Origin of the sequence: Ferruginibacter sp. HRS2-29, assembly GCF_024343615.1 — a bacterium.
Lineage (GTDB): Bacteria > Bacteroidota > Bacteroidia > Chitinophagales > Chitinophagaceae > Ferruginibacter.
Genome location: NZ_RJUB01000008.1, coordinates 44,625 through 65,624, shown reverse-complemented (window position 1 = coordinate 65,624; position 21,000 = coordinate 44,625). Strand labels below are relative to the sequence as shown.

Sequence of the window (21,000 nt, the reverse complement as noted above, 5' to 3'; positions counted from 1 at the left end):
GTTCAAAATGTTCAGGAGGTTCAACAACATTTTGAACATTTTGAACCCTTTGAACCTTTTAAACATTGACGAGCGAAGCCACCATACTATCAACTCCCATCGAATACCTCACCGGTATCTCAGCCCAAAAAGGCGACCTGCTTCGCAAAGAACTCAACATCCACACTTTTAAAGACCTGCTGGAACATTATCCGTTCAGGCATATCGACCGCACCAATGTAGACCAGATCGGTTCCTTATCGCCTTCGGCGGAATACGCCTATGTTGGCGGAAAACTTCTGAGCCTGGAACTGATGGGTGAGAACCGCGGCAGAAGGTTGGTGGGAAAACTGAAAGATCAGAGCGGGGTGATAGAACTAGTATGGTTCCAGGGAATCAATTGGGTGCAAAAAATATTGCAGCCAGGTCAGCAATATCTGGTGTTTGGCAAACTCAGCTTTTTCATGGGAACGCCACAGGTGGCGCATCCCGATATAGAAAATTACACCAAAGAAAATTCATCCGGCAAGCAACACCTGGAGCCCGTATATCCCACCACAGAAAAACTGAAAGCGAAATCCCTTTCGGGGAATGCTTTCGGTAAATTGGTAAAAGAACTTTTTCAACGGATACAGGAAAAAGACCTCCCTGAAAATCTTCCGAAAGAAATATTGGAAAAATATAAGCTGGTTTCCCGTTACCAGGCTTTTTCCCAGATACATCTTCCTGCTTCCGAAAAACATTACCAGCACGCATTGCGGCGATTGAAATTTGAGGAACTCTTTTTTGCGCAGCTCCGCATGAACCTTGTCCGCATCCAGCGGCACCGTTTCAGTCGCGGAGTGGTATTCGATAAAGTAGGGCCGTTGTTCAACAGTTTTTACAAAGACTATCTTTCTTTTGAACTTACCAATGCACAAAAAAGGGTGCTAAAGGAGATCAGGAAAGATGCGGGCAGCGGGCGGCAGATGAACCGCCTGTTGCAGGGCGATGTAGGCAGTGGCAAAACGATGGTAGCCCTGCTGAGTATGCTGATAGCGGCCGATAATGGCTTCCAGAGTGTACTGATGGCGCCAACAGAGATACTGGCGCAGCAGCATTACCAAAGTATCTCTTCCGCATTGCAGGAACTTCCGGTAAATGTGAAGATACTCACGGGCTCCACCAAAGGCAAAGCCCGCAAAGCCATCCTGCAGCAGGTAGCCGATGGCGAGGTACAGATACTTATTGGCACCCATGCCGTTATAGAAGATAAAGTAGCGTTTCAAAATCTTGGATTTGCGGTGGTGGATGAACAACATAAATTCGGTGTAGCACAACGGGCGCAATTATGGAAAAAGAACGACATCCCGCCGCATGTGCTGGTGATGACGGCCACCCCCATTCCGCGAACACTGGCGCTTACTGCTTACGGGGATCTTGACTACAGTGTGATGGACGAATTGCCGCCCGGCAGGCAACCTATCAATACGATACACCGAAATGAAACAGCACGGCCGCAGGTGATGGATTTTATTAAGGAAGAAGTGGCGAAAGGCCGGCAGGCTTACATCATATACCCGCTCATAGAAGAAAGCAGCAAGCTGGATTACGAAAACCTGATGAAAGGCTTTGAAGAAGTGAAATCATTTTTTCCCGAACCGAAATACTGGATCAGCATGGTGCATGGCAAACAACCGATAGAACAAAAAGAGACTAACATGCAGCGTTTTGTAACGGGTGATACTCAGATTATGGTTAGTACCACAGTGATAGAAGTGGGTGTAAATGTGCCCAATGCCTCGGTGATGGTGATCGAGAGTGCGGAAAAATTCGGGCTTTCGCAGCTGCACCAGCTAAGGGGCAGGGTTGGGCGTGGCGCCGATAAAAGTTATTGCATCCTGCTTACCGGGCGTAAAGTATCCAACGATGCCCGGGAAAGGCTGAAGATAATGGTGGCTACCAACGACGGCTTCGACATAGCCGAAAAAGACCTTGAACTCCGCGGCCCCGGCGAAATTGAAGGTACACGGCAGAGCGGGGCCTTGAATTTCAGGCTGGCCAGCCTCGTAAACGACAAACAGATGCTGGAAGCAGCCAGGGAAACCGTAGAAGCATTGCTGGAAAAAGACCCCGATATCAGTTTGGCTGAAAATTTGCCGGTAAAAAACTTTCTCCACCAGCATAAAGCCAAGACTAAATGGAGCAAGATTGCGTAAATAAATTACCTAATACGTTAAAGCAAATACAAACATTCATTTTTACCCGGCGAAAGCTTAGAAAATTACGTTTATTATAATTAAATTGTAAATAAAAATACTTGAGATTTTTTACTAAAATATTTTCCTGCCTGATGCTGACCGGAGCACCGCTTCTACTGCCTGTGTGTGCATCAGCCCAAATCGAATTCGTACAAAATAAAGGACAATGGAACGCTGCCGTGAACTATCGCGGCGATTTCAACGCCGGTTCATTTTACCTGGAGAAAAAAGGCTTTACCGTATTGCTCCACAAGACGGAGGACCTTGATGCTTTATCCGGGCGGATGCATGGGCATAGCCACGGCAATGATTCCACTGCAGGTGCGGCTGCAAAAAGTAAAGAACCTGCCGTTAACAAACCTTTCATCCTTCATTCTTTCGCCTACAAAGTAAAATTCCTCGGTGGTTCGGAGAATGCGCCACGAGTGGCGGAAAAAGCATTGAATTCCTACAATAATTATTTTATAGGCGACAGGTCCAATTGGGCTTCGGATTGCAAGATCTACCAGGAAGTGACCTACAAGAATATTTATCCCAACATCGACGTACGGTATTACACCAGCGGCGGAAAAATGAAATACGATTTCATCGTTTATCCCGGGGGGAATGTAAATGCCATCGCGATGCAGTACGACGGGCCAAAAAGCATCAGCGTCAAAGACAAGGAACTGATCATTACCACACCTTTCGGCGACGTGAAGGAATTATTTCCCTATTCGTACCAGCCTTCTACTGACAAGCGGCAGGAAGTGGATTGCAAATACATGGTAAGGGATAATGTGGTGAGTTTCCAGGTTAAAAATTACGATCTTACCAAAACACTGATCATCGATCCTACGATCGTGTTCTCCACTTTTACGGGAAGCACGGCCGACAATTGGGGATATACGGCAACACCGGGCCCCGATGGAAGTTTTTTTGCAGGGGGCGTTGTATTTGGTGTTGGCTATCCCGTTTCTGCAGGGGCATATGATATTACCTGGAATGGCGGGGTAGATGAAAACAGGCTTTCAGGCGGGTACGATATGGCCATCATGAAGTTGTCGGCCAATGGTACCAACCGGTTATATGCTACTTACATCGGCGGAGCTGGAAATGAACAACCCCATAGCATGATCAGCGATGCCCAGGGTAATCTCATCATTGCAGGAAGAACCAATTCCCCAAAAACAGGTGGTACAAGCTATCCTGTTTTTCCGGCCAATAATTTTTTAGGCGATTGTGGCGAACAGGATATCGTCATCACCAAGCTCAATGCGGCCGGTACTGCTTTGATTGGCTCAGTAAGGGTAGGCGGTACCGCCAATGACGGGGTAAATATCAATCCTAAATACGATGATGTCGATGGGGCAAAAAGCCTGCGCAGAAATTATGGCGACGATGCCCGCAGCGAAGTGATCATCGACGGAAGTAATAATATTTATCTCGCATCCTCTACACAATCGACCGATTTTCCTGTAAGGAATTCTACCATACAAACATCCCTCGGGGGCAAGCAGGATGGGGTGATCCTTAAATTCAACCCTACTTTGTCTACCCCGCTTTTCAGTACATATTTTGGCGGAAATGAAGATGATGCCTGCTTCGTAGCAAGTATCAGCCCGGTTACCGGCAACCTCTACATCGCAGGAGGTACGGCTAGTTCCAATCTTCCGGGTAATACTGCAGGAGTTATTCAATCCACTTTTCAGGGGGGTATAGCCGATGGGTTTGTAACCCAGTTAAGAAGCGACGGTTCGGCTTTGCTTAAAACAACTTATCTCGGCACACCACAAATTGATCTTGTTTATGGATTAAAATTCGACCGGAGCGGTTTCCCTTATGTAATGGGAACCACCACTGGTACCTGGCAGGTGCTGAATGCGAATTACAGCAACGCAGGCTCCAAACAGTTCATCTCTAAACTTCAACCCGATTTTTCGGCCTACGTATATTCTACTGTTTTTGGTACAGCTTCCAATGATCCGAACATTTCACCTATTGCCTTCCTGGTAGACCGTTGCGAAAATGTATATGTATCCGGTTGGGGAGGGGGGATCAATAATAGCCAGCGTTATTCCACAGGTAATACATTCAACCTTCCTGAAGTAAATCCACTCGCTGGAAGATTTGCCCCCGACGGAAGCGATTTTTATTTTTTCGTATTGGAAAAAAATGCGCAAAGTTGCCTGTTCGCTTCTGTGTTCGGACAAAACGGGGGAACCGGTGATCATGTGGATGGAGGAACCAGCCGGTTTGATGAGAATGGTGTGATCTACCAGGCTATCTGCGCCAATTGTTCTGGAGGGGTATTCCCCATCACGGCAGGAGTATGGGGCCCACGAAACTCAAGCAGGGCCTGTAACCAGGCGGCGGTAAAAATCGCGATGAACTTTGCGGGCGTAAGTGCCAGCATCAAAACCTCCATCAACGGTGTAGCCAATGATACGGTGGCCTGTATACCATTTACGGTAAATTTCAGGGATAGCCTTTTGCTCGCAAAAAAATACATCTGGGATTATGGGGATGGATCAAAAAGGGATACGACTTATAAACCACAAAATACTTCTTCGCACCAATACACCGTTGCAGGTACATACCGGGTAATGTTGATAGCAGAAGACAGCAGCACGTGTAACGTGAGGGATACAGTTTACATCAATATTAAAGCAGGTAACAACGAGGTGAACCTGAGTTTCGCCAGTGTAAAACTTCCCCCCTGCCAAAGCCTGACCATGCAGTATACCAATACCAGTACTCCGCTGTTCCCGGCATTTGGCCCACGCACATTCGTATGGGATTATGGCGATGGTTCGCCCAGGGACACGGTCGGTTACAATCCTCCGCGGGTGCATACCTACGCACAAGCAGGGGAGTACAAAGTACAGTTGTTCCTGATAGACGAAACGTTCTGTAACGCCCCCGATACGGTGGAGAGAACGATCAGGATCGATGCATTTGTAAAAGCCATTTTTGCTACCGACGCGCTTGGTTGTGCACCGTACACGGCTTCTTTCGACAACAACTCTGAAGCGGGGGTAACCTGGCAATGGCAATTTGATAATGGTACGATCTTCTCTACAGCAGAAAATCCTACTTACACTTTTACCACACCAGGCACTTACCGGGTAAGGCTGATCGCTACCGATCTCAATACCTGTAACCTCAGGGATACATCGGCCTATTTTACCATCAACGTTTTACCAAAACCGATTGCGCAAGCTACCTGGTCGCCTAATCCGCCACAGGAAAACGTGCCGGTGCAATTCGGCAACCAGTCTTCGCAGGGCGCCATCCGCTGGTTATGGAATTTCGGCGATGGACAAAGTTCTACCGTGTTTGAACCCAAACACGAGTACAATGCCACCGGCACTTATGATGCCGAACTGATCGCTTACAACCAGGCGGGCTGTACGGATACGTTCCCGTTGCGGGTACGCGTGATCGTGTTGCCGTTGCTGGATGTGCCTAACGCATTTACCCCCGGAAGGTTTGGCGAAAACGGAATAGTGAAGGTCCGTGGATTTGGCATCACCAGAATGATCTGGAGGGTATACAACCGATGGGGGCAGGTATTATTTGAAAGCACTAACAAAGACAACGGCTGGGATGGCACTTACAAAGGCAAACTCCAACCGCTGGATGTATATACCTATACACTCGATGCCGAATTCAGTGATGGGAAAAAGACAAGAAAAACAGGCGATATTACTTTATTGAGATAAATAAACAGGGGAGTAAAAATTAATGAGGATAAAAAAGATCATATTATTAAATACCTTATTGTTGCTGGTTGCGGGAGCGTTTGCGCAGGATCTGCATTTTTCGCAGTTCTTCAATTCGCCGCTCACCACCAATCCTGCCAACACCGGTTTCATTCCGGATGCGGACTACAGGATAGGTGTGCATTACCGCAATCAATGGAGCAATATCATGGCGGAACCATACAAAACGATGAGTGCCTTCGGCGATGCCCAACTTTTTAAAGAACGCCTCGAAAATGGCTGGGTAGGTGTAGGTGGAATGATATTGAGCGATGTGGCCGGCAGCGGGGCCTTGCGTTCAACGAAAGTATACGGTTCTGTAGCTTATCACCAGTTGCTGGGAAACAGCAGCCTGCTGAGCGCCGGTTTCAATCTTGGCTGGGCGCAAAAAAGGATCGATCAGAGCGCCTTGAAATTTCCTGATCAGTTCGACGGTAAATTCTTCGATGCTCAGATACCTAGTTCTGTCATATTGCAAAATACCAGCGTCAGTTATTTTGATATGCAGGTGGGCATGAACTATGCTTATTTCCCGCAGGAAAATGTATACATTAATGCCGGGTATTCCATCCATCATGTAAATAAACCAAGGGAGACTTTTTTCAACGACCAGACATCCGATGGCATCATCCCGATGAGGCATATCGGCTTTGTGAACGCGATCCTCAAAGTACATGAGAGGGTGATCATCAACCCCAATGTATATTTCACTACACAGGCCGGCTCCCGGGAACTTACCGGTGGTATGAATGCCAATTACAATCTTTCGGAATTCGGCGAAAAGCAACTGATAGCAGGTTTGTACTATCGCTACCAGGATGCCGTGATCCCGGTGGTAGGATTGGAACTAGGCACGCTGAAATTTACATTCAGTTATGATGTAACCACCTCTTCCCTTAAAAATTACAATAATTCGAGAGGCGCGAGCGAATTCAGCCTGATCAAAAAAGGGTTTTACCCAACTAACGTAGACAGGCAATCGCTTTGTCCGAAATTTTAATGCCTGCCACTTTATTGAAAGACCTGAAAAAAACTGCTTTACAATAAAGTGGTCGGCGTTCAGCTTTTTTTACGATTTTTGCGCAAATATTTTTCATGGCTTTGACTACAAAAGATACTGCGGACTTCCTGGCACACCTCTCTTCTTTCAGGCAGATATTGGGCGAACAATACGTTTTTACCGACGAAGAAAGCCTCAATAATTATGCGCATGACGAAACAGAGAACCTTCATTTTCTCCCCGACATCGTAATCAAACCACGTACTGCCGAAGAACTCAGCAGCGTGATGAAGATCTGTAATGAACACAGGATACCTGTTACCCCGCGTGGAGCCGGTCCAGGCCTGAGTGGTGGTGCATTGCCTCATCTTGGTGGTGTATTGGTTTCCTTCGAAAGAATGAATTCCATCATCGAGATCGATGAACGCAACCTGCAGGTGACTACCGAGCCCGGTGTGATAACTGAAGTACTGCAAAATGCCGTGAAAGAAAAAGGCTTGTTTTACCCACCCGATCCGAGCAGCAGGGGAAGTTGTTTTATCGGCGGCAACATCGCCGAAAACAGCGGTGGCCCTAAAGCGGTGAAATATGGCGTGGTAAAGGATTATGTGCTCAACCTGCAGGTAGTATTGCCTTCCGGCGATATCATCTGGACAGGCGCCAATGTATTGAAGAATTCAACCGGGTATAATCTCACACAACTGGTAGTGGGCAGCGAAGGCACGCTGGGGTTAGTTACTAAAATAGTGCTAAAATTACTACCGCACCCTAAGTTTGATCTGCTGATGCTCGTACCTTTCAATGATCTTGAAAAAGCGGGTGCGGCCGTGAGTGCGATCTTCCGTGCAGGCTTTACGCCCAGTGCGCTGGAACTGGTGGAAATTGATGCCTTGAAGATAGTGAGCGAATTTGTAGACAGCAGCGTGGTACCGGTGGATGATGGCGTGGCTGCTCACCTGATCATTGAAGTGGATGGCAATCACCTGGACACGTTGATGGCGGAGATGGAAGCCATTTCAACAGTGTTGCTCGACTTCGATTGCGGGGAGATATTCTTTGCAGACGATGCCCAGCAAAAAGCCGAGCTCTGGAAATTGCGCAGGCGTGTTGCCGAAGCCGTTAAACTCGTTGGTTACACCATCGAAGAAGATACGGTGGTACCAAGGGCAAACCTTCCGGCATTGATCCATGGGGTGAAGGCATTGGGTAAAGAATATGATTTCAAGGTAGTTTGTTACGGCCATGCGGGTGATGGTAACCTGCATATCCGCATCAAAAAAGAAGGCAGCATTTACAGTCTCAACAATCCTGAAGTGATACCTGCCCTGAAAGCTTTGTTCAGGCTGGTAAGTTCACTCGGCGGCACCATCAGTGGCGAGCATGGAATAGGGTTGATACAAAAGGAATACATGGACATCGTATTTGAAGAGGCCAACCTGGAACTGATGAGGGGAATAAAAAAAGCATTTGATCCCAACAACATACTCAACAAAGGGAAGATATTTGATTCATTATAAAATAATAACCATGAAGAGCGTTTATTCTTTACTGTTAGTAACATTGTTTTCTGTTAATGCTTTTGCACAGAAGGAGTCCGATGACGATGATGATCAAAAAGGAGGATTCAAAAAAGAAAACCTGTTTACAGGAGGATCGGTGAATGTTTCATTGGGTGGAGGAACTACCGCACTTGGTATCAGCCCTTATTTTGGCTATAGCGTAAATAGATATCTGGATGTTGCGGTTAGCGCTGGTATCAATTATATTTCGCAAAGGCAATACGATCCATACTATTATAATTATCTGGGAAAGGTTCGGCAGACAATTTATGGCCCGGGTGCATTTGTGCGGGTGTTTCCGCTAAAGTTTCTGTTCCTTCAGGCACAGTACGAATACAATATCATCAAATATAAACTCATTTATGCTAACAGTCAGCCGACTGATAAATTTAATTACAATGCCAGTAGTTTATTGCTGGGTGCAGGTTATGCAGGCGGCAGGGAAGAAGGCAGTAATTCATTTTATTATTTCTCAGTGGCTTTCGATGTAGCCGGTTCAAAAAATTCTCCTTATATAGATTATAATACCAGCGGTGGCGGCAAAAGGGTGATACCGATCATCCGTGCAGGATACAACATCGCCTTGTTTCAAAACAAGGTAGTACGCGGCAGGCGCACCAGTGACGATTAAAATTTTCTTTGGCCTGGCTTCGAATGCCTTGCTGTAGAGTACTTAACCCGCCTTCGACAAGCTCAGGCTGACAGTTACTGTTAGGATGAGCTTGTCGAAGGCGTTTGTGTTAGTCTGAGCCTGTTGAAGGTGGTTGTCTGTCAGTCTGAGCCTGTTGAAGGTGGTTGTCTGTCAGCCTGAGCCTGTCGAAGGCGGGTTTAAATATACCCCAGCAATTCCTCCGGCGTATTCAATACAGTCATCTGATTATCCGGGTGGCTGTATAAAAAAATCTCCTTGTCCATGGCATGGATGTGTGCGATCAGGTGATCGTAAAATCCGCCGCTGTTCAAAATGAAAATACGTTTATCGTGAATGCTCAGCTGGTTCCAGGTGAGCATTTCAAATACTTCATCGAGTGTGCCATACCCGCCGGGTAAAATGATAGCCGCATCACTTTTTTCATAGAGCATTTGTTTGCGGATATGCATGGTTTCCACCACGGTTATCTCTGTAAGCCCGAAATGCTGATGCTCCCGTTCGCTCAGCATCTTCGGGATGATGCCGATCACTTTTCCATTTGCTTCCAGGGTGGAATTTGCTATAGCGCCCATCAGGCCCTTATTTCCACCACCATAGATCACGGTGATCTCCCGCTCTGCCAAAAGTTTTCCGAGTTGCCTGGTATGTTCTTCAAACAAAGGGTTTGCACCGGTTTTGCTGCCGCAAAAAACAGCAATGGATCTTATCTGCATAAGTTAAAAATTAATAAAGAGCAAAGACACAAAGTTTTTTTCTATTTTCAAGCTTATTTTTACGTAAATATATCTTTATGTCTCCTACAGTTTTGCTCGCTTTTGTGATTGGTTACTTCCTTTTATTGCTTGGTGTGGCCTGGTACACGAGTAAGAATTCCGATAACGAATCTTTTTTCATTGGCAACAGGAACTCCAACTGGATGCTGGTGGCATTCGGGATGATCGGAACTTCCCTGTCGGGAGTAACATTTGTAAGCGTCCCGGGAGGTGTAGGAAAAGATTCCTTCGCGTATTTCCAGATCGTGATCGGTTACCTTATCGGGTATTTCGTGATAGCCTATGTGCTGCTGCCGCTTTATTACCGCCTCAATCTTACCTCCATATATAATTACCTAAGCACCAGGCTCGGTATCAAATCGTACAAAACAGGCGCCGCTTTTTTCATTCTTTCCCGAACACTTGGCGCAACTGCACGGCTTTACCTTGTTGTAAAAATACTGCAGGACTCCATTTTATCCAGCCTTGGCGTTCCCTTCTGGGTTACCACTCTCATCATCCTGGTGATGATCCTGATCTACACTTACGAAGGTGGTGTGAAGACCATCGTATTCACCGATACGCTTCAGACAACGTTCATGCTTACGGGGCTCATCGTTTGCGTGGTTTACATCTTACATACTATGGGGCTCAGTTTTGGCGAAGCCATTTCTTCCATGAATGATAAAGGATATTCGAAAATATTCTTCACCGATCCCGGCAACAAATTGTTTTTTGTGAAACAGATACTTGCCGGTGCATTCATCACCATCACCATGACGGGTATGGATCAGGAAATGATGCAAAAAACGATCTCCGTAAAACGCCTGAAAGATTCGCAGAAAAATATCATCACCCTTTCGCTCATCATGGTAGTGGTGATCTTCATCTTCCTTTTCCTGGGCGGGCTATTGCACCTTTATGGCGCACAGCAGGCAGTCACCAGTACTGGAGATAAGTTATTTCCCGATCTGGCATTGAACCATATGCCTTCCATCGTTTCAATCATTTTTATCATAGCGCTTATATCGGCATTGTTCCCGAGTGCAGATGGAGCCATCACCGCACTCACTTCTTCATTCTGCATCGATATACTCGGTATGCAGAGAAGAGAAGATTGGAGCGAAGCGAAGAAGAAAAAAATAAGACAACGGATACATCTTACTGTGGCAGCAGTATTCCTTTTGTTCGTATTAGTATTTTACAAAGTAAACGATCCGAGTATGATCAATGTGATCCTGAAAGTGGCGGCATATACTTATGGTCCGTTACTGGGGCTGTTCACATTCGGTATTCTTACTAAAAAACAGGTGCATGATAAACTGGTGCCGGTTGTCTGCATTGCAGCACCGCTGATTTGTTTTGTCCTGGATAAATTTCAAAAAGAATTACTCGGCGGTTTCCAGATTGGTTCCGAACTGCTGATCGTAAACGGCCTGCTCACTTTTATCGGTCTATGGCTGGTATCAAAGAAAACAGTGGTTGAAAAAATATGACGGAGCTTGTAAATATAAAAGCGGAACAATATTCAGAAAAATTCTCTTCGGCGCTGGATGCGGTTTCGGAAGAAGTTGCCCGTGAAACCTATGCGCAACATCCGCATGCGCACATGCTCAGCGGGCATGTACAGGGGGTTTTTCTCGAAATAATCAGCCGTATGATACGTCCGCAACGCATTCTCGAAATAGGGACATTCACCGGCTTCAGTGCCTTATGCCTGGCAAAAGGGCTGGAAGAAAACGGCCTGCTGCATACCATTGAAATACGCGAAGAAGATGCAGCTACATCATTGGCCAATTTTGAAAAAGCAGGCGCCACAAAAAATATACGCTTACACACTGGTGATGCCAGAACCATCATTCCTACACTGAAGGAGGCCTGGGATATAGTTTTTATTGATGCTGATAAAGTGAGTTATATTGACTATTACGAATTAACTTTGCCGCTTATAAAACCAGGGGGGTATATCCTGGCGGATAATGTGCTTTTTCACGGGCAGGTGCTGGAAGAAGAAGTGAAAGGCAAAAATGCATTGGCCATACAGGCATTCAATGCACATGTGGCAAAGGATCAGAGAGTGCAACAGGTATTACTAACAGTAAGGGACGGCTTGATGCTGATCAGAAAAAAATGATGGAATGAAAAAAATTATTACTGTAGCGATCTGTTCTTTAATGATGTACTGTTCTTTCGGGCAGACCATCACCGTACAGGAATACATCAATACGTACAAGGATATCGCTATCGCGGAAATGAAACGCTCGGGTATCCCGGCTTCCATTACGCTGGCGCAGGGCCTGCTCGAAACGGAAAGTGGCAACAGTGACCTGGTGAAAAGATCCAACAATCATTTTGGCATAAAATGTAAAAGTAACTGGACGGGTGAATCTGTAACCCACACCGATGATGCGCCCAATGAGTGTTTCCGGAAATACAGGAATGCAGAAGACAGCTACCGCGATCACAGCGACTTCCTGCGCAACAATGGACGTTATGCTTCGCTTTTTCAACTCGAACCTACAGATTACAAAGGATGGGCTTATGGATTGAAGAAAGCAGGTTATGCTACTAATCCGAAATACCCGATGATCCTCATAAAAAACATTGAGACCAACAACCTGCAGCAATTCGATTCGCCGGAAGCGGCCGGAGAAAGTGTAGTGATATCTCCGGTGGTAGTAGATAGTAATAATGTAGAAAAGAAAATAACGATCTCTCCTTCCATCATCGTGGAAGATGCCGATACAAAAACTGAAACCAACAGCGCTTCCAAAAAAGGCAAGAGCCTGTTCAATGGCCTTAAAGCCGTGCTGGCGCTCAAAGGCACATCGCTGCTGGCAGTGGCTACCCGCAATGACATTGCGCTGGCAAAATTGCTGGAATACAACGATCTTAAACAGGATGGCCTGGTAGCAGAAGACCAATGGATCTACCTCGAAAAGAAACCAAAGCAGGGCAACCGCGATTATTATATCGCTTTGCAAAAGGAAAGCCTGTATGAAATTTCCCAGAACAATGCCGTACAGCTTCAGTACCTGATGCAGTATAATAATCTGCCTGAAAATGCAGTGGTGGCAAAAGGCACAAAGATCAACCTCAGGCCGGGACTCGCGATCGGGCAGACCATCGTGATCAAAAATGATGTTGCTGCAAAGATCCACGAAGTACAGCCAAAAGAAGGTTTGTATGCCATTGCAAGAAAATACAACGTATCGGTTCAGCAGCTCCGTGAATGGAACAGGCTGGAAGCTGATGAGCTTACCATCGGACAAAAATTGATCATATCTAAATAAATAAACATGGCTGTTATACAGGTCAACGATAAGAAATTTCAACCCTACCTGACGGTAGCGCAGATAGACGAGCAGATCAAAAGACTGGCAGGGGAGATCAACAGGGAATATGCAGGCAAGCGCCCGTTGTTCATCGCGATACTGAATGGTTCGTTCATGTTTGCATCGGATCTTTTCAAAGAACTGGAGATCGACGCGGAGATCTGTTTCATCAAGCTGGCTTCGTATAAAGGAACCCGCAGCACGGGGCATGTGATCACTTCTATCGGGCTTGACGAGCCTTTGAAAGACAGGCATGTGATCGTGGTGGAAGATATCGTTGATACAGGTAAAACATTGAATGAGTTCTTACCGCAGCTGGTGGCACAGCAACCGGCGTCTTTGAAGATCGCTTCGCTGCTGCACAAACCCGATGCGCTGGTGCACCCCATCAAAATAGATTACCTCGGGTTCAGCGTGCCCAACAAGTTCCTGCTGGGTTATGGGCTGGATTACGATGGGCTGGGTAGAAATTTAAGAGAGATTTACCAGTTAATTGAGGGGTGATTACAACATTCGAAAAGTATCTTCGTTAGCTATTGATACCAAAACCCGTATTTTAGCTATTTTTGACCTGATTGAAACCGCTTATCATATACTGCCTGCTTAGCCTTCTTGCAATTCCTGCATTCAGCCAATACTATTTACGCGGGGAAATAAAGGATGAAAAGAACAATGGCCTGCCCAATGTGAAGATATTCATACATGGGGCAAAAGCTATCTATACCTCGGGAAACGCCGGCAGTTTTGGTATTACCATCAACCAGCTATACGATTCGCTTACACTTTCGCTTGACGGGTATGAGACCAGGTCTGTGAAGGTAAAAACAGATGTATGGCAAACCATCGTGCTGAAAATATCGGTTACGGCTGCCACCAAAAGCAAACCCAAGCTCATTTCTGTAACGAAAGATCTTAAGCAGAGTTCGCGTCCCAGCTGGGCCGCCAGCAACGAAACTTATTTTCAACTGGTAGAAAACGATTTCATCAAAACGGCCAACTATCCCAACACCGGTTTTTCACTGAGCGTCAATAAAGCCTCTTATAGCAATGTCCGCCGCTTCATCAATGGCGGAAGCCTTGTGCCACCTGATGCAGTGAAAGTGGAAGAAATGGTGAATTATTTCAACCTCCATTACCGCCAGCCCGAAGAAGGAAATATCTTCAAGCTGGAATCGCAACTTACTTCCTGTCCGTGGGATGCTACCAACCAATTGTTGTTCCTGAATGTAAGTGCCAAAAAACTTAATCTCGATAAAGTTCCGCCAAGCAATTTTGTTTTCCTCATAGATGTTTCCGGAAGTATGGATATGCCCAACAGGCTGCCCTTACTGAAAGCTGCCTTCCAGTTGTTCGTTAAGAACCTGCGTCCGCAGGATATGGTATCTATTGTGATGTATGGCGGAACGGTAGGTATCTGGCTTCCACCAACGTCAGGCGCCGAAAAGGATAAGATCTCAAAATCGATCGAGGAACTCGAAGCGGCCGGCGATACACCGGGCGAATCAGCGATCCGTGCGGCTTATAAACTGGCGGAAAGCTCCTTTATAAAAGGTGGCAACAACAGGATCATCCTTGCTACTGACGGGGATTTCAATGTAGGCGAAACTTCTGAAAAAGCCCTGGATGAATTAGTGACCAAGCAAAGACAAACAGGTGTATACCTTACCTGCCTGGGTGTGGGAATGGGTAACCTGAAAGATTCCAAACTGCAGACGCTTGCTAAAAAAGGAAATGGAAATTACGCTTATCTCGATGATATCAAAGAAGCGGAAAAAGTATTGGTGAAGGAACTGACGCAAACTCTGTATGCCGTTGCCAATGATGTGTTCATGAATGTCACGTTCAATCCTTCGATGGTGAAGGAATACAGGCTGATAGGGTTCGATAATAAAAAAGAAGCACTCAACGAATCTACCAACGAGCTCGAAGGTGGAGAGATAGGAAGCGGCAACAGTACCCTTGCTATTTTCCAGGTGGTACCAACACAGCAGAATGAACTCTCAAAAACAAGCACGCTTGCGGATGATATCGCTACGGTAGACCTGCGTTATACAACCATAAATGATACTACTACCAATAACCTTCGGTATAATGTAAAATCGAATTACCAGCATATCGACAGTGTAGATAAAGAACTCAAATTCGCGGCAGCGGTAACGGCCTTTGCGTTGAAACTGAAACAATCGCCCTATGCAAAAAAAATAGACTGGCCGCTTATAAAAAGCGTAGCCCTTTCTTCTGCAGACGAAACGAATTTCCTTCAGCAGGAATTCCTCATGCAGATCTACAAAGCGCAAAAGATCTACGATCCGGGAAAGAAAAAGAAGAAGAAAAAAGATGGGAATGAGGAGTGACAGCTCCGGTCAAAAGTTCAAAGGTTCAAAAAGTTCAAAGGTTCAAAAGGTTGACATTCGAATGGAATGCATTTCAACCTTTTGAACCTTTGAACTTTTTGAACCTTTGAAAAGCTTATAATTATTTCACCACCACGCTGTCATTCAGTTCGCTGTCAACCAGGATACGTCCGCAGTTTTCGCAAACCATTACTTTTTTACGTAGTTTGATCTCACTTTGTTTTTGAGGAGGGATCGCGTGGAAACAACCACCGCAGCTATCTCTTTCAACCGGTACAACAGAGAGGCCATTGCGGTAGTTTTTGCGGATACGGTCGTAGCTCAGCAACAACCTTTCGTCAACGTGGCTGCGTGCTTCGGCTGCATCTTTGTTGTAAGCTTTTTCTTCCTTTTCAGTTTCGTTGATGATCTTTTCCAGTTCAGCTTTTTTGCCGTTCAGGTTAGCTTCTTTGGTAGCTACCGCTTTTTTAGCAAACTCCAGTTGTTTTGCTTTTTCAGCAATTTCTTCAGTCGCGTCCTTGATGTGTTTTTCGCAAAGTTTTTCTTCCAGCTGCTGCATTTCAATCTCTTTGTTGATCGCTTCAAACTCACGGTTGTTCTTTACGTTCTCGCTTTGTTTTTCGTATTTTTTTATCAGCGCCTGCGCTTCTACAATCCCGTCTTTCTTCTGCTGGATAAATTCTGTGATACCATTTATTTCTTCTTCCACACGTGTCTGGCGTGCATGCAACCCTTCGATCTCATCTTCCAGGTCTTTTACTTCCATCGGCAATTCGCCTTTCAAGATCTGAATTTCATCCAGTTTGCTGTCAATTTTTTGCAAGCGAACCAGTGAAGTTAATTTTTCTTCTACTGAAAATTCTTTAACAGAAGCCATAGTGTTATTTGTTTTTTGATTTGGTTTGGGCTTTCGGTATTTACCTATCCGATGTAATACTGAACAGGATTGGTATTTACGCCCGTTTTTAGGACGGCAAAGTTAAGGAATTTTTCCCTTAAAATGTCAATTAGCAGCTCCTGTGTAAACTGTTCGCTCTCATAATGCCCGATGTCTGCCAGTAACAACTTGTTTTCTGCGTCAAAAAACTCATGGTATTTGATGTCGCCGGTTATGTAAATATCTGAACCTGAATTGATTGCATGTCTGATCAGGAAACTGCCGGCTCCGCCACAAATGGCTACTTTTTTAACTTTTTTACCCGTAAGGGGAGTATGTTTTATAGCGGGAATATGGAATATCCCCCTCAATTTAGACAGCATTTCGGTTTCAGTGATGGCATTTTCCAATTCTCCCGTTAGCCCGCTGCCCGTCTCCTGGTAGCTGTTTTCCAGGCTGAACACATCATAAGCCACTTCCTCGTAAGGATGGGCTTTGATCATTTCGCTGATGATATTGCCTTGCAGCCAATGTGGAAAAATGACTTCCACTTTTACTTCATTTTCGGTATGCCTTTCTCCTTTTTTGCCCAAAAAAGGCTGGGTGTCTTCTCCTGCTTTGTACGTGCCGGTACCTTCGGTACCAAAACTGCATTCGCTGTAATTTCCGATGTTCCCGGCGCCCGCCGCAAATAATGCTTCCAGCACAATGTCCTTATGTGTAAGCGGGACAAATACCGCGAGCTTACGCAACAGGTTAGATTTCGGAGCTAATATTTTCCTGTTCACCAGCCCCAGTTTATCGGCGATCTTTCCATTTACCCCCATCAGCACATTATCAAGATTGGTATGAATGGCATAAATGGCGATATCGTTTTTGATGGCAGTGATGATCGTTTGCTCTACATAATTATTCTCATTGAGCTTTTTCAAACCTTTGAACACGATGGGATGGTGCGCCACAATGAGGTTGCATTTTTTCTCTATTGCTTCCTTCACCACATCTTCCGTTGCATCCAGCGAAACGATAATGCCCGTACATTCCCAATCCATGCTGCCGGTGATCAGGCCAGCATTATCGTAATCTTCCTGGAGGGATAATGGCGCTATTTTTTCTAAAGCTTTTGCTATATCTTTAATCTTCATTCCTGCTCAGTTATTCGATAAAGTTAACCTAAAAGTTGTTCATTGTGAAGCTACAAAAAGTACTGTTGACAATATTTTCAGCTTCCGCTATTTTTTTCATGGCCTGCCAGAAAGAGTTGTCTCTTCCGGAAGGTCCGGTGTTGCCGCCGGATCCGACACCCGTGACCATTGACTCTACGGATTACCTCGAAAAAATATTTTCTATCGATAGCCTCTCGGGTATCAGCGATACTACACAGATCGTGGATTTTGTATATGATGCATCAAAAAGGGTAACCGCCAGAATAATTTACGTTCATAACATACTCGCCTCCACCTACACATATAGTTATAATGGAAACGATACGCTGCCCTACAAGACCCAACAGGTAGATTTTGAAAACGGTATGCCACTTACGCAACGCAACGATACCACCCGTACTTTTTATCTCTATACCTCCGATGGCCGCAACCTGTATGATTCATCTTTTTACAGCGTGCATAATATGAACAACGGGCAACCCTATTATCAGCTGCAAAAGATCACTAACCGGTATGAATATGCTTCGGGGAGGATCTTTCGGTTATCATCCCGGCAGGTGTTGGAAGGAACCGTACCAGTCAGCGCCACGCCTTCTTATTCCGTAGATACCGCAGAGGTGGATGCAGGCAGAAATATCACGGGATATAAACATTACTCGATATTGCCCAGCGGTGCATCCCAGTTCACCAACCTGTATACTTACACTTACGATAACAAACCTTCACCTTTCGCAAAACTCAGCAATTTTAAAACGCTCGACCCTATGGCGTCGGGCAGCCAGAATAATAAACTTAAGATACATTACGAATTCCAGGGAGGCACGCTGGATGAAGATCTTTCAGGAAGGTATCTGTATAAAACAAATGGTTATCCTTACAGGCTGGCTTTTCCGTCGGGTACCAATTATTACCATATCGAAAGTTATATTTACAAAACATTGTGATGGGGGTAACAACTGGTAAGAGTCACGCAATTGCCCTCGTTCCCGATAAATTTGTACGAAGAAGATCTCACGGGTAAATATACTTATAACGCAACCGGGTATCCGAAAGAGATCAACTACCCAGGCTCAGCTTCCATAGAGGCGTGCAAAGTCATCTTTGTATACGGGGCGTTTTAACGATCACCGTATCTAACTTAAACACCATTAAAGCAAGATAAAATGTCTTCCGTTTTATATGACCAATACAAACAGCTTCTTCATAAAATCGCCGATGTAAAATACGCATCGGCAGTTTTACAGTGGGACCAGGAAACCTATCTTCCGCCAAAAGGTAATGATAAACGCGGGCAGCAGATCGCCACGCTGAGCGAACTGGCGCATGAACAATTTACCAGCGAACACACGGAAAACTTATTGCAGCAGCTGGTTTTGCAGGAAATGCCGGCAAACGAAAAACGCAATGTAGAGCTGAGCCTGGAAGATTACAACAAAAGCCGGAAGCTACCGGCAACGTTTGTACGAAAAATGAGCGAAGCTGTCAACAGGAGCTTTCATGCATGGATACAGGCGAGGAAGGAAAATAGTTTTGCTGTTTTTGAAAAACCCTTGAATGACATCATTGAATTAAAAAAACAGGAAGCTGACCTGCTGGGGTTTGCAGCACATCCTTACGATGCGTTGATGAACGATTACGACAAAGGGCTTACAGTAAAAAAAGTAGATGGATTGTTCGGTTCGTTGAAACCACAACTGAGTTCACTGCTGCAGGATATTGCTACAAAAGAGCAGGTGGATGATTCATTCCTTTTTCAGCATTTTGATAAACAGGCGCAATGGGATTTCGGTATCGAGATACTAAAAAAAATGCAGTTCGATTTTGAAGCGGGGCGGCAGGACCTGAGCGAACATCCGTTTACCACCAGCTTCAATAACCACGACGTAAGGCTCACCACCCGGGTGGACGAAAACGATTTCAGCAATATGTTGTGGAGCTGCATACACGAAGGTGGCCATGGCCTGTACGAACAAGGCCTTCCCGAAAACGAGTATGGGTTGCCGTTAGGCGAGTATTGCAGCCTGAGTATACACGAGAGCCAGAGCAGGTTGTGGGAAAATTGTATCGGCCGGGGTATAGCTTTTTGGGAACATAACTATCCCTCCTTGCAAAAAGTTTTTCCGCAACAATTAAGTAATATCACACTACAGCAATTTTATAAAGCCATCAACAAAGTACAGCCATCGCTGATCCGTACGGAAGCCGATGAACTGACCTACCATTTTCATGTAATGATCCGTTATGAAATTGAAAAAGGGTTGATCGAAGGAAGTATCCTCACAAGAGATATTCCCGCGGTGTGGAACGAACTTTACAAACAATACCTCGGAGTGGAAGTCCCGGACGACAGGCGGGGTTGCCTCCAGGATGTGCATTGGAGCCACGGCAGCTTCGGATATTTTGCAACCTACAGCATCGGCAGTTTGTATGCTGCCCAGTTGTATGCAGCTATTGCCGGGCAAAACCCGTCTTTGGAAAAGGAAGTTGCGGCAGGCGATAATGGCACAATTGTTAACTGGTTAAAGCAACATATTTACCGGCACGGGCGTTATTATTTATCTGACGAATTGTGCAGGCTCGCTACAGGCCAAACGCTGGATGCGGGTGCATTTATCAGTTATGCAACAAAAAAATATTCACTGATCTATGACACGGGCAAGAGATAATTTTAACGGGGCGTTTTTTAAATGGCGTTTCCTGATCGCTTTATTGTTGTCGGCTGTCATTTTGTTTCTCAACAGTTGTAGCAAGAAAGACATCAACGGCATCACCGGAAATACGCTGGAAGATTATTTTGAAAGCAATATCCTCAACCGCGATTTTGTAGTGGATCTGGCAATAGATACGGCTAATGACATTACTGCACAATACAACGGGTATGTTTTCAGGCTGTTCAAAAACACATTGTACGATGGGCCAATGACGGGAATCCGTGGCGGCAATACATATACCGGCACCTGGAGCAGCAACAGCGATTACAGTAAACTTACCATCAATATCAACCAGGCCCCCGTACCGGCCGAATTCACCTTCATCAACCGCTCGTGGAGGTTTATCAGCAAAGATCTGCCCGTAATGAAACTGTCGCCGTGGGGAAGCACCGATCCCAAAATCCTCCATATGCGGCGTTTGTAAAAAATGACTGTTGAAGTTATTCACCATTGTTAATAACAAATCCCACAATTTTTTCCGATCGCTATAATAAAAGAGTATCCCCGGCGTTATAGTAACATCTGAAATCTAATGAAAAAACTACCTGAGCATTTTATGAGGCAACATTCACTGCATTCCTCTTCCCATTCCTTTATTGTGCCATTGGTGTGTTCTGTAAACTTATCAGTTT

16 protein-coding genes are annotated in these 21,000 nt (G+C 45.4%); 13 read left to right on the top strand and 3 right to left on the bottom strand.

Annotation, left to right across the window (positions count from 1 at the left end; translation table 11 throughout):
• The first annotated feature begins 65 nt into the window (after nucleotides 1-65).
• The 5 genes from recG to EGI32_RS04615 all read left to right on the top strand — a co-directional run bounded on the left by recG (nucleotide 66) and on the right by EGI32_RS04615 (nucleotide 9,152).
• Nucleotides 66-2,177, top strand: coding sequence for an ATP-dependent DNA helicase RecG (recG, locus tag EGI32_RS04635; RefSeq protein ID WP_255154204.1), 2,112 nt, complete (start codon nucleotides 66-68; stop codon nucleotides 2,175-2,177).
• A gap of 101 nt (nucleotides 2,178-2,278) precedes the next feature.
• A complete protein-coding gene (locus EGI32_RS04630; protein WP_255154203.1) occupies nucleotides 2,279-5,923 on the top strand; it encodes a PKD domain-containing protein in 3,645 nt (1,214 codons plus the stop codon).
• Between the two features lie 22 nt (nucleotides 5,924-5,945).
• Nucleotides 5,946-6,962: a PorP/SprF family type IX secretion system membrane protein gene (locus tag EGI32_RS04625; RefSeq protein ID WP_255154202.1), complete on the top strand. Its 1,017-nt coding sequence runs from the start codon at nucleotides 5,946-5,948 to the stop codon at nucleotides 6,960-6,962.
• Nucleotides 6,963-7,057: 95 nt separating this feature from the next.
• Complete coding sequence (locus EGI32_RS04620) at nucleotides 7,058-8,479, top strand: FAD-binding oxidoreductase (protein WP_255154201.1); 1,422 nt, start codon at nucleotides 7,058-7,060, stop codon at nucleotides 8,477-8,479.
• Between the two features lie 10 nt (nucleotides 8,480-8,489).
• Nucleotides 8,490-9,152, top strand: a complete 663-nt coding sequence (locus EGI32_RS04615; protein WP_255154200.1) for a hypothetical protein — start codon at nucleotides 8,490-8,492, stop codon at nucleotides 9,150-9,152.
• 197 nt (nucleotides 9,153-9,349) lie between these two features.
• Here EGI32_RS04615 and EGI32_RS04610 read toward each other — a convergent pair whose 3' ends face one another.
• Nucleotides 9,350-9,886 carry a TIGR00730 family Rossman fold protein gene (locus EGI32_RS04610; RefSeq protein WP_255154199.1) on the bottom strand — a complete coding sequence of 179 codons (537 nt, stop codon included), beginning with the start codon at nucleotides 9,884-9,886 and terminating at the stop codon, nucleotides 9,350-9,352.
• Nucleotides 9,887-9,963: 77 nt separating this feature from the next.
• On the opposite strand from EGI32_RS04610, the gene EGI32_RS04605 reads away from it, so the two are divergent.
• The 5 genes from EGI32_RS04605 to EGI32_RS04585 all read left to right on the top strand — a co-directional run bounded on the left by EGI32_RS04605 (nucleotide 9,964) and on the right by EGI32_RS04585 (nucleotide 15,614).
• Nucleotides 9,964-11,421 carry a sodium:solute symporter gene (locus tag EGI32_RS04605; RefSeq protein ID WP_255154198.1) on the top strand — a complete coding sequence of 486 codons (1,458 nt, stop codon included), beginning with the start codon at nucleotides 9,964-9,966 and terminating at the stop codon, nucleotides 11,419-11,421.
• Entirely contained in the window at nucleotides 11,418-12,059 is a 642-nt protein-coding gene (locus EGI32_RS04600) for an O-methyltransferase (RefSeq protein WP_255154197.1), read from the top strand. The genes EGI32_RS04605 and EGI32_RS04600 overlap by 4 nt, the downstream gene beginning before the upstream one ends.
• 4 nt (nucleotides 12,060-12,063) lie before the next feature.
• Nucleotides 12,064-13,218, top strand: coding sequence for a glucosaminidase domain-containing protein (locus tag EGI32_RS04595; protein WP_255154196.1), 1,155 nt, complete (start codon nucleotides 12,064-12,066; stop codon nucleotides 13,216-13,218).
• A gap of 6 nt (nucleotides 13,219-13,224) precedes the next feature.
• Nucleotides 13,225-13,764 (top strand): hypoxanthine phosphoribosyltransferase, encoded by a 540-nt coding sequence (gene hpt, locus EGI32_RS04590; protein WP_255154195.1) that lies wholly within the window; start codon nucleotides 13,225-13,227, stop codon nucleotides 13,762-13,764.
• Nucleotides 13,765-13,835: 71 nt separating this feature from the next.
• Nucleotides 13,836-15,614, top strand: coding sequence for a VWA domain-containing protein (locus EGI32_RS04585; protein WP_255154194.1), 1,779 nt, complete (start codon nucleotides 13,836-13,838; stop codon nucleotides 15,612-15,614).
• Nucleotides 15,615-15,735: 121 nt separating this feature from the next.
• On the opposite strand, the gene EGI32_RS04580 is transcribed toward EGI32_RS04585, so the two are convergent.
• Nucleotides 15,736-16,491, bottom strand: a complete 756-nt coding sequence (locus EGI32_RS04580; RefSeq protein ID WP_255154193.1) for a zinc ribbon domain-containing protein — start codon at nucleotides 16,489-16,491, stop codon at nucleotides 15,736-15,738.
• Between the two features lie 44 nt (nucleotides 16,492-16,535).
• Nucleotides 16,536-17,636: a Nif3-like dinuclear metal center hexameric protein gene (locus EGI32_RS04575; RefSeq protein ID WP_255154192.1), complete on the bottom strand. Its 1,101-nt coding sequence runs from the start codon at nucleotides 17,634-17,636 to the stop codon at nucleotides 16,536-16,538.
• A gap of 65 nt (nucleotides 17,637-17,701) precedes the next feature.
• Here EGI32_RS04575 and EGI32_RS04570 point away from each other — a divergent pair, with 65 nt between their 5' ends.
• From EGI32_RS04570 to EGI32_RS04560, 3 genes are all read left to right on the top strand, one after another.
• A complete protein-coding gene (locus tag EGI32_RS04570; RefSeq protein ID WP_255154191.1) occupies nucleotides 17,702-18,601 on the top strand; it encodes a hypothetical protein in 900 nt (299 codons plus the stop codon).
• 219 nt (nucleotides 18,602-18,820) lie between these two features.
• Nucleotides 18,821-20,323 (top strand): carboxypeptidase M32, encoded by a 1,503-nt coding sequence (locus tag EGI32_RS04565; protein ID WP_255154190.1) that lies wholly within the window; start codon nucleotides 18,821-18,823, stop codon nucleotides 20,321-20,323.
• Nucleotides 20,304-20,792, top strand: a complete 489-nt coding sequence (locus EGI32_RS04560) for a hypothetical protein (RefSeq protein WP_255154189.1) — start codon at nucleotides 20,304-20,306, stop codon at nucleotides 20,790-20,792. The genes EGI32_RS04565 and EGI32_RS04560 overlap by 20 nt, the downstream gene beginning before the upstream one ends.
• Nucleotides 20,793-21,000: the final 208 nt, after the last annotated feature.

Excerpts from the sequence above, each read along its gene's own strand:
- EGI32_RS04625 (WP_255154202.1), top strand. The coding sequence starts at position 5,946 with ATGAGGATAAAAAAGATCATATTATTAAATACCTTATTGTTGCTGGTT.
- EGI32_RS04620 (WP_255154201.1), top strand. The coding sequence starts at position 7,058 with ATGGCTTTGACTACAAAAGATACTGCGGACTTCCTGGCACACCTCTCT.
- EGI32_RS04615 (WP_255154200.1), top strand. The coding sequence starts at position 8,490 with ATGAAGAGCGTTTATTCTTTACTGTTAGTAACATTGTTTTCTGTTAAT.
- EGI32_RS04610 (WP_255154199.1), bottom strand. The coding sequence starts at position 9,886 with ATGCAGATAAGATCCATTGCTGTTTTTTGCGGCAGCAAAACCGGTGCA.
- EGI32_RS04605 (WP_255154198.1), top strand. The coding sequence starts at position 9,964 with ATGTCTCCTACAGTTTTGCTCGCTTTTGTGATTGGTTACTTCCTTTTA.
- EGI32_RS04600 (WP_255154197.1), top strand. The coding sequence starts at position 11,418 with ATGACGGAGCTTGTAAATATAAAAGCGGAACAATATTCAGAAAAATTC.
- EGI32_RS04595 (WP_255154196.1), top strand. The coding sequence starts at position 12,064 with ATGAAAAAAATTATTACTGTAGCGATCTGTTCTTTAATGATGTACTGT.
- hpt (WP_255154195.1), top strand. The coding sequence starts at position 13,225 with ATGGCTGTTATACAGGTCAACGATAAGAAATTTCAACCCTACCTGACG.
- EGI32_RS04580 (WP_255154193.1), bottom strand. The coding sequence starts at position 16,491 with ATGGCTTCTGTTAAAGAATTTTCAGTAGAAGAAAAATTAACTTCACTG.
- EGI32_RS04575 (WP_255154192.1), bottom strand. The coding sequence starts at position 17,636 with ATGAAGATTAAAGATATAGCAAAAGCTTTAGAAAAAATAGCGCCATTA.
- EGI32_RS04565 (WP_255154190.1), top strand. The coding sequence starts at position 18,821 with ATGTCTTCCGTTTTATATGACCAATACAAACAGCTTCTTCATAAAATC.
- EGI32_RS04560 (WP_255154189.1), top strand. The coding sequence starts at position 20,304 with ATGACACGGGCAAGAGATAATTTTAACGGGGCGTTTTTTAAATGGCGT.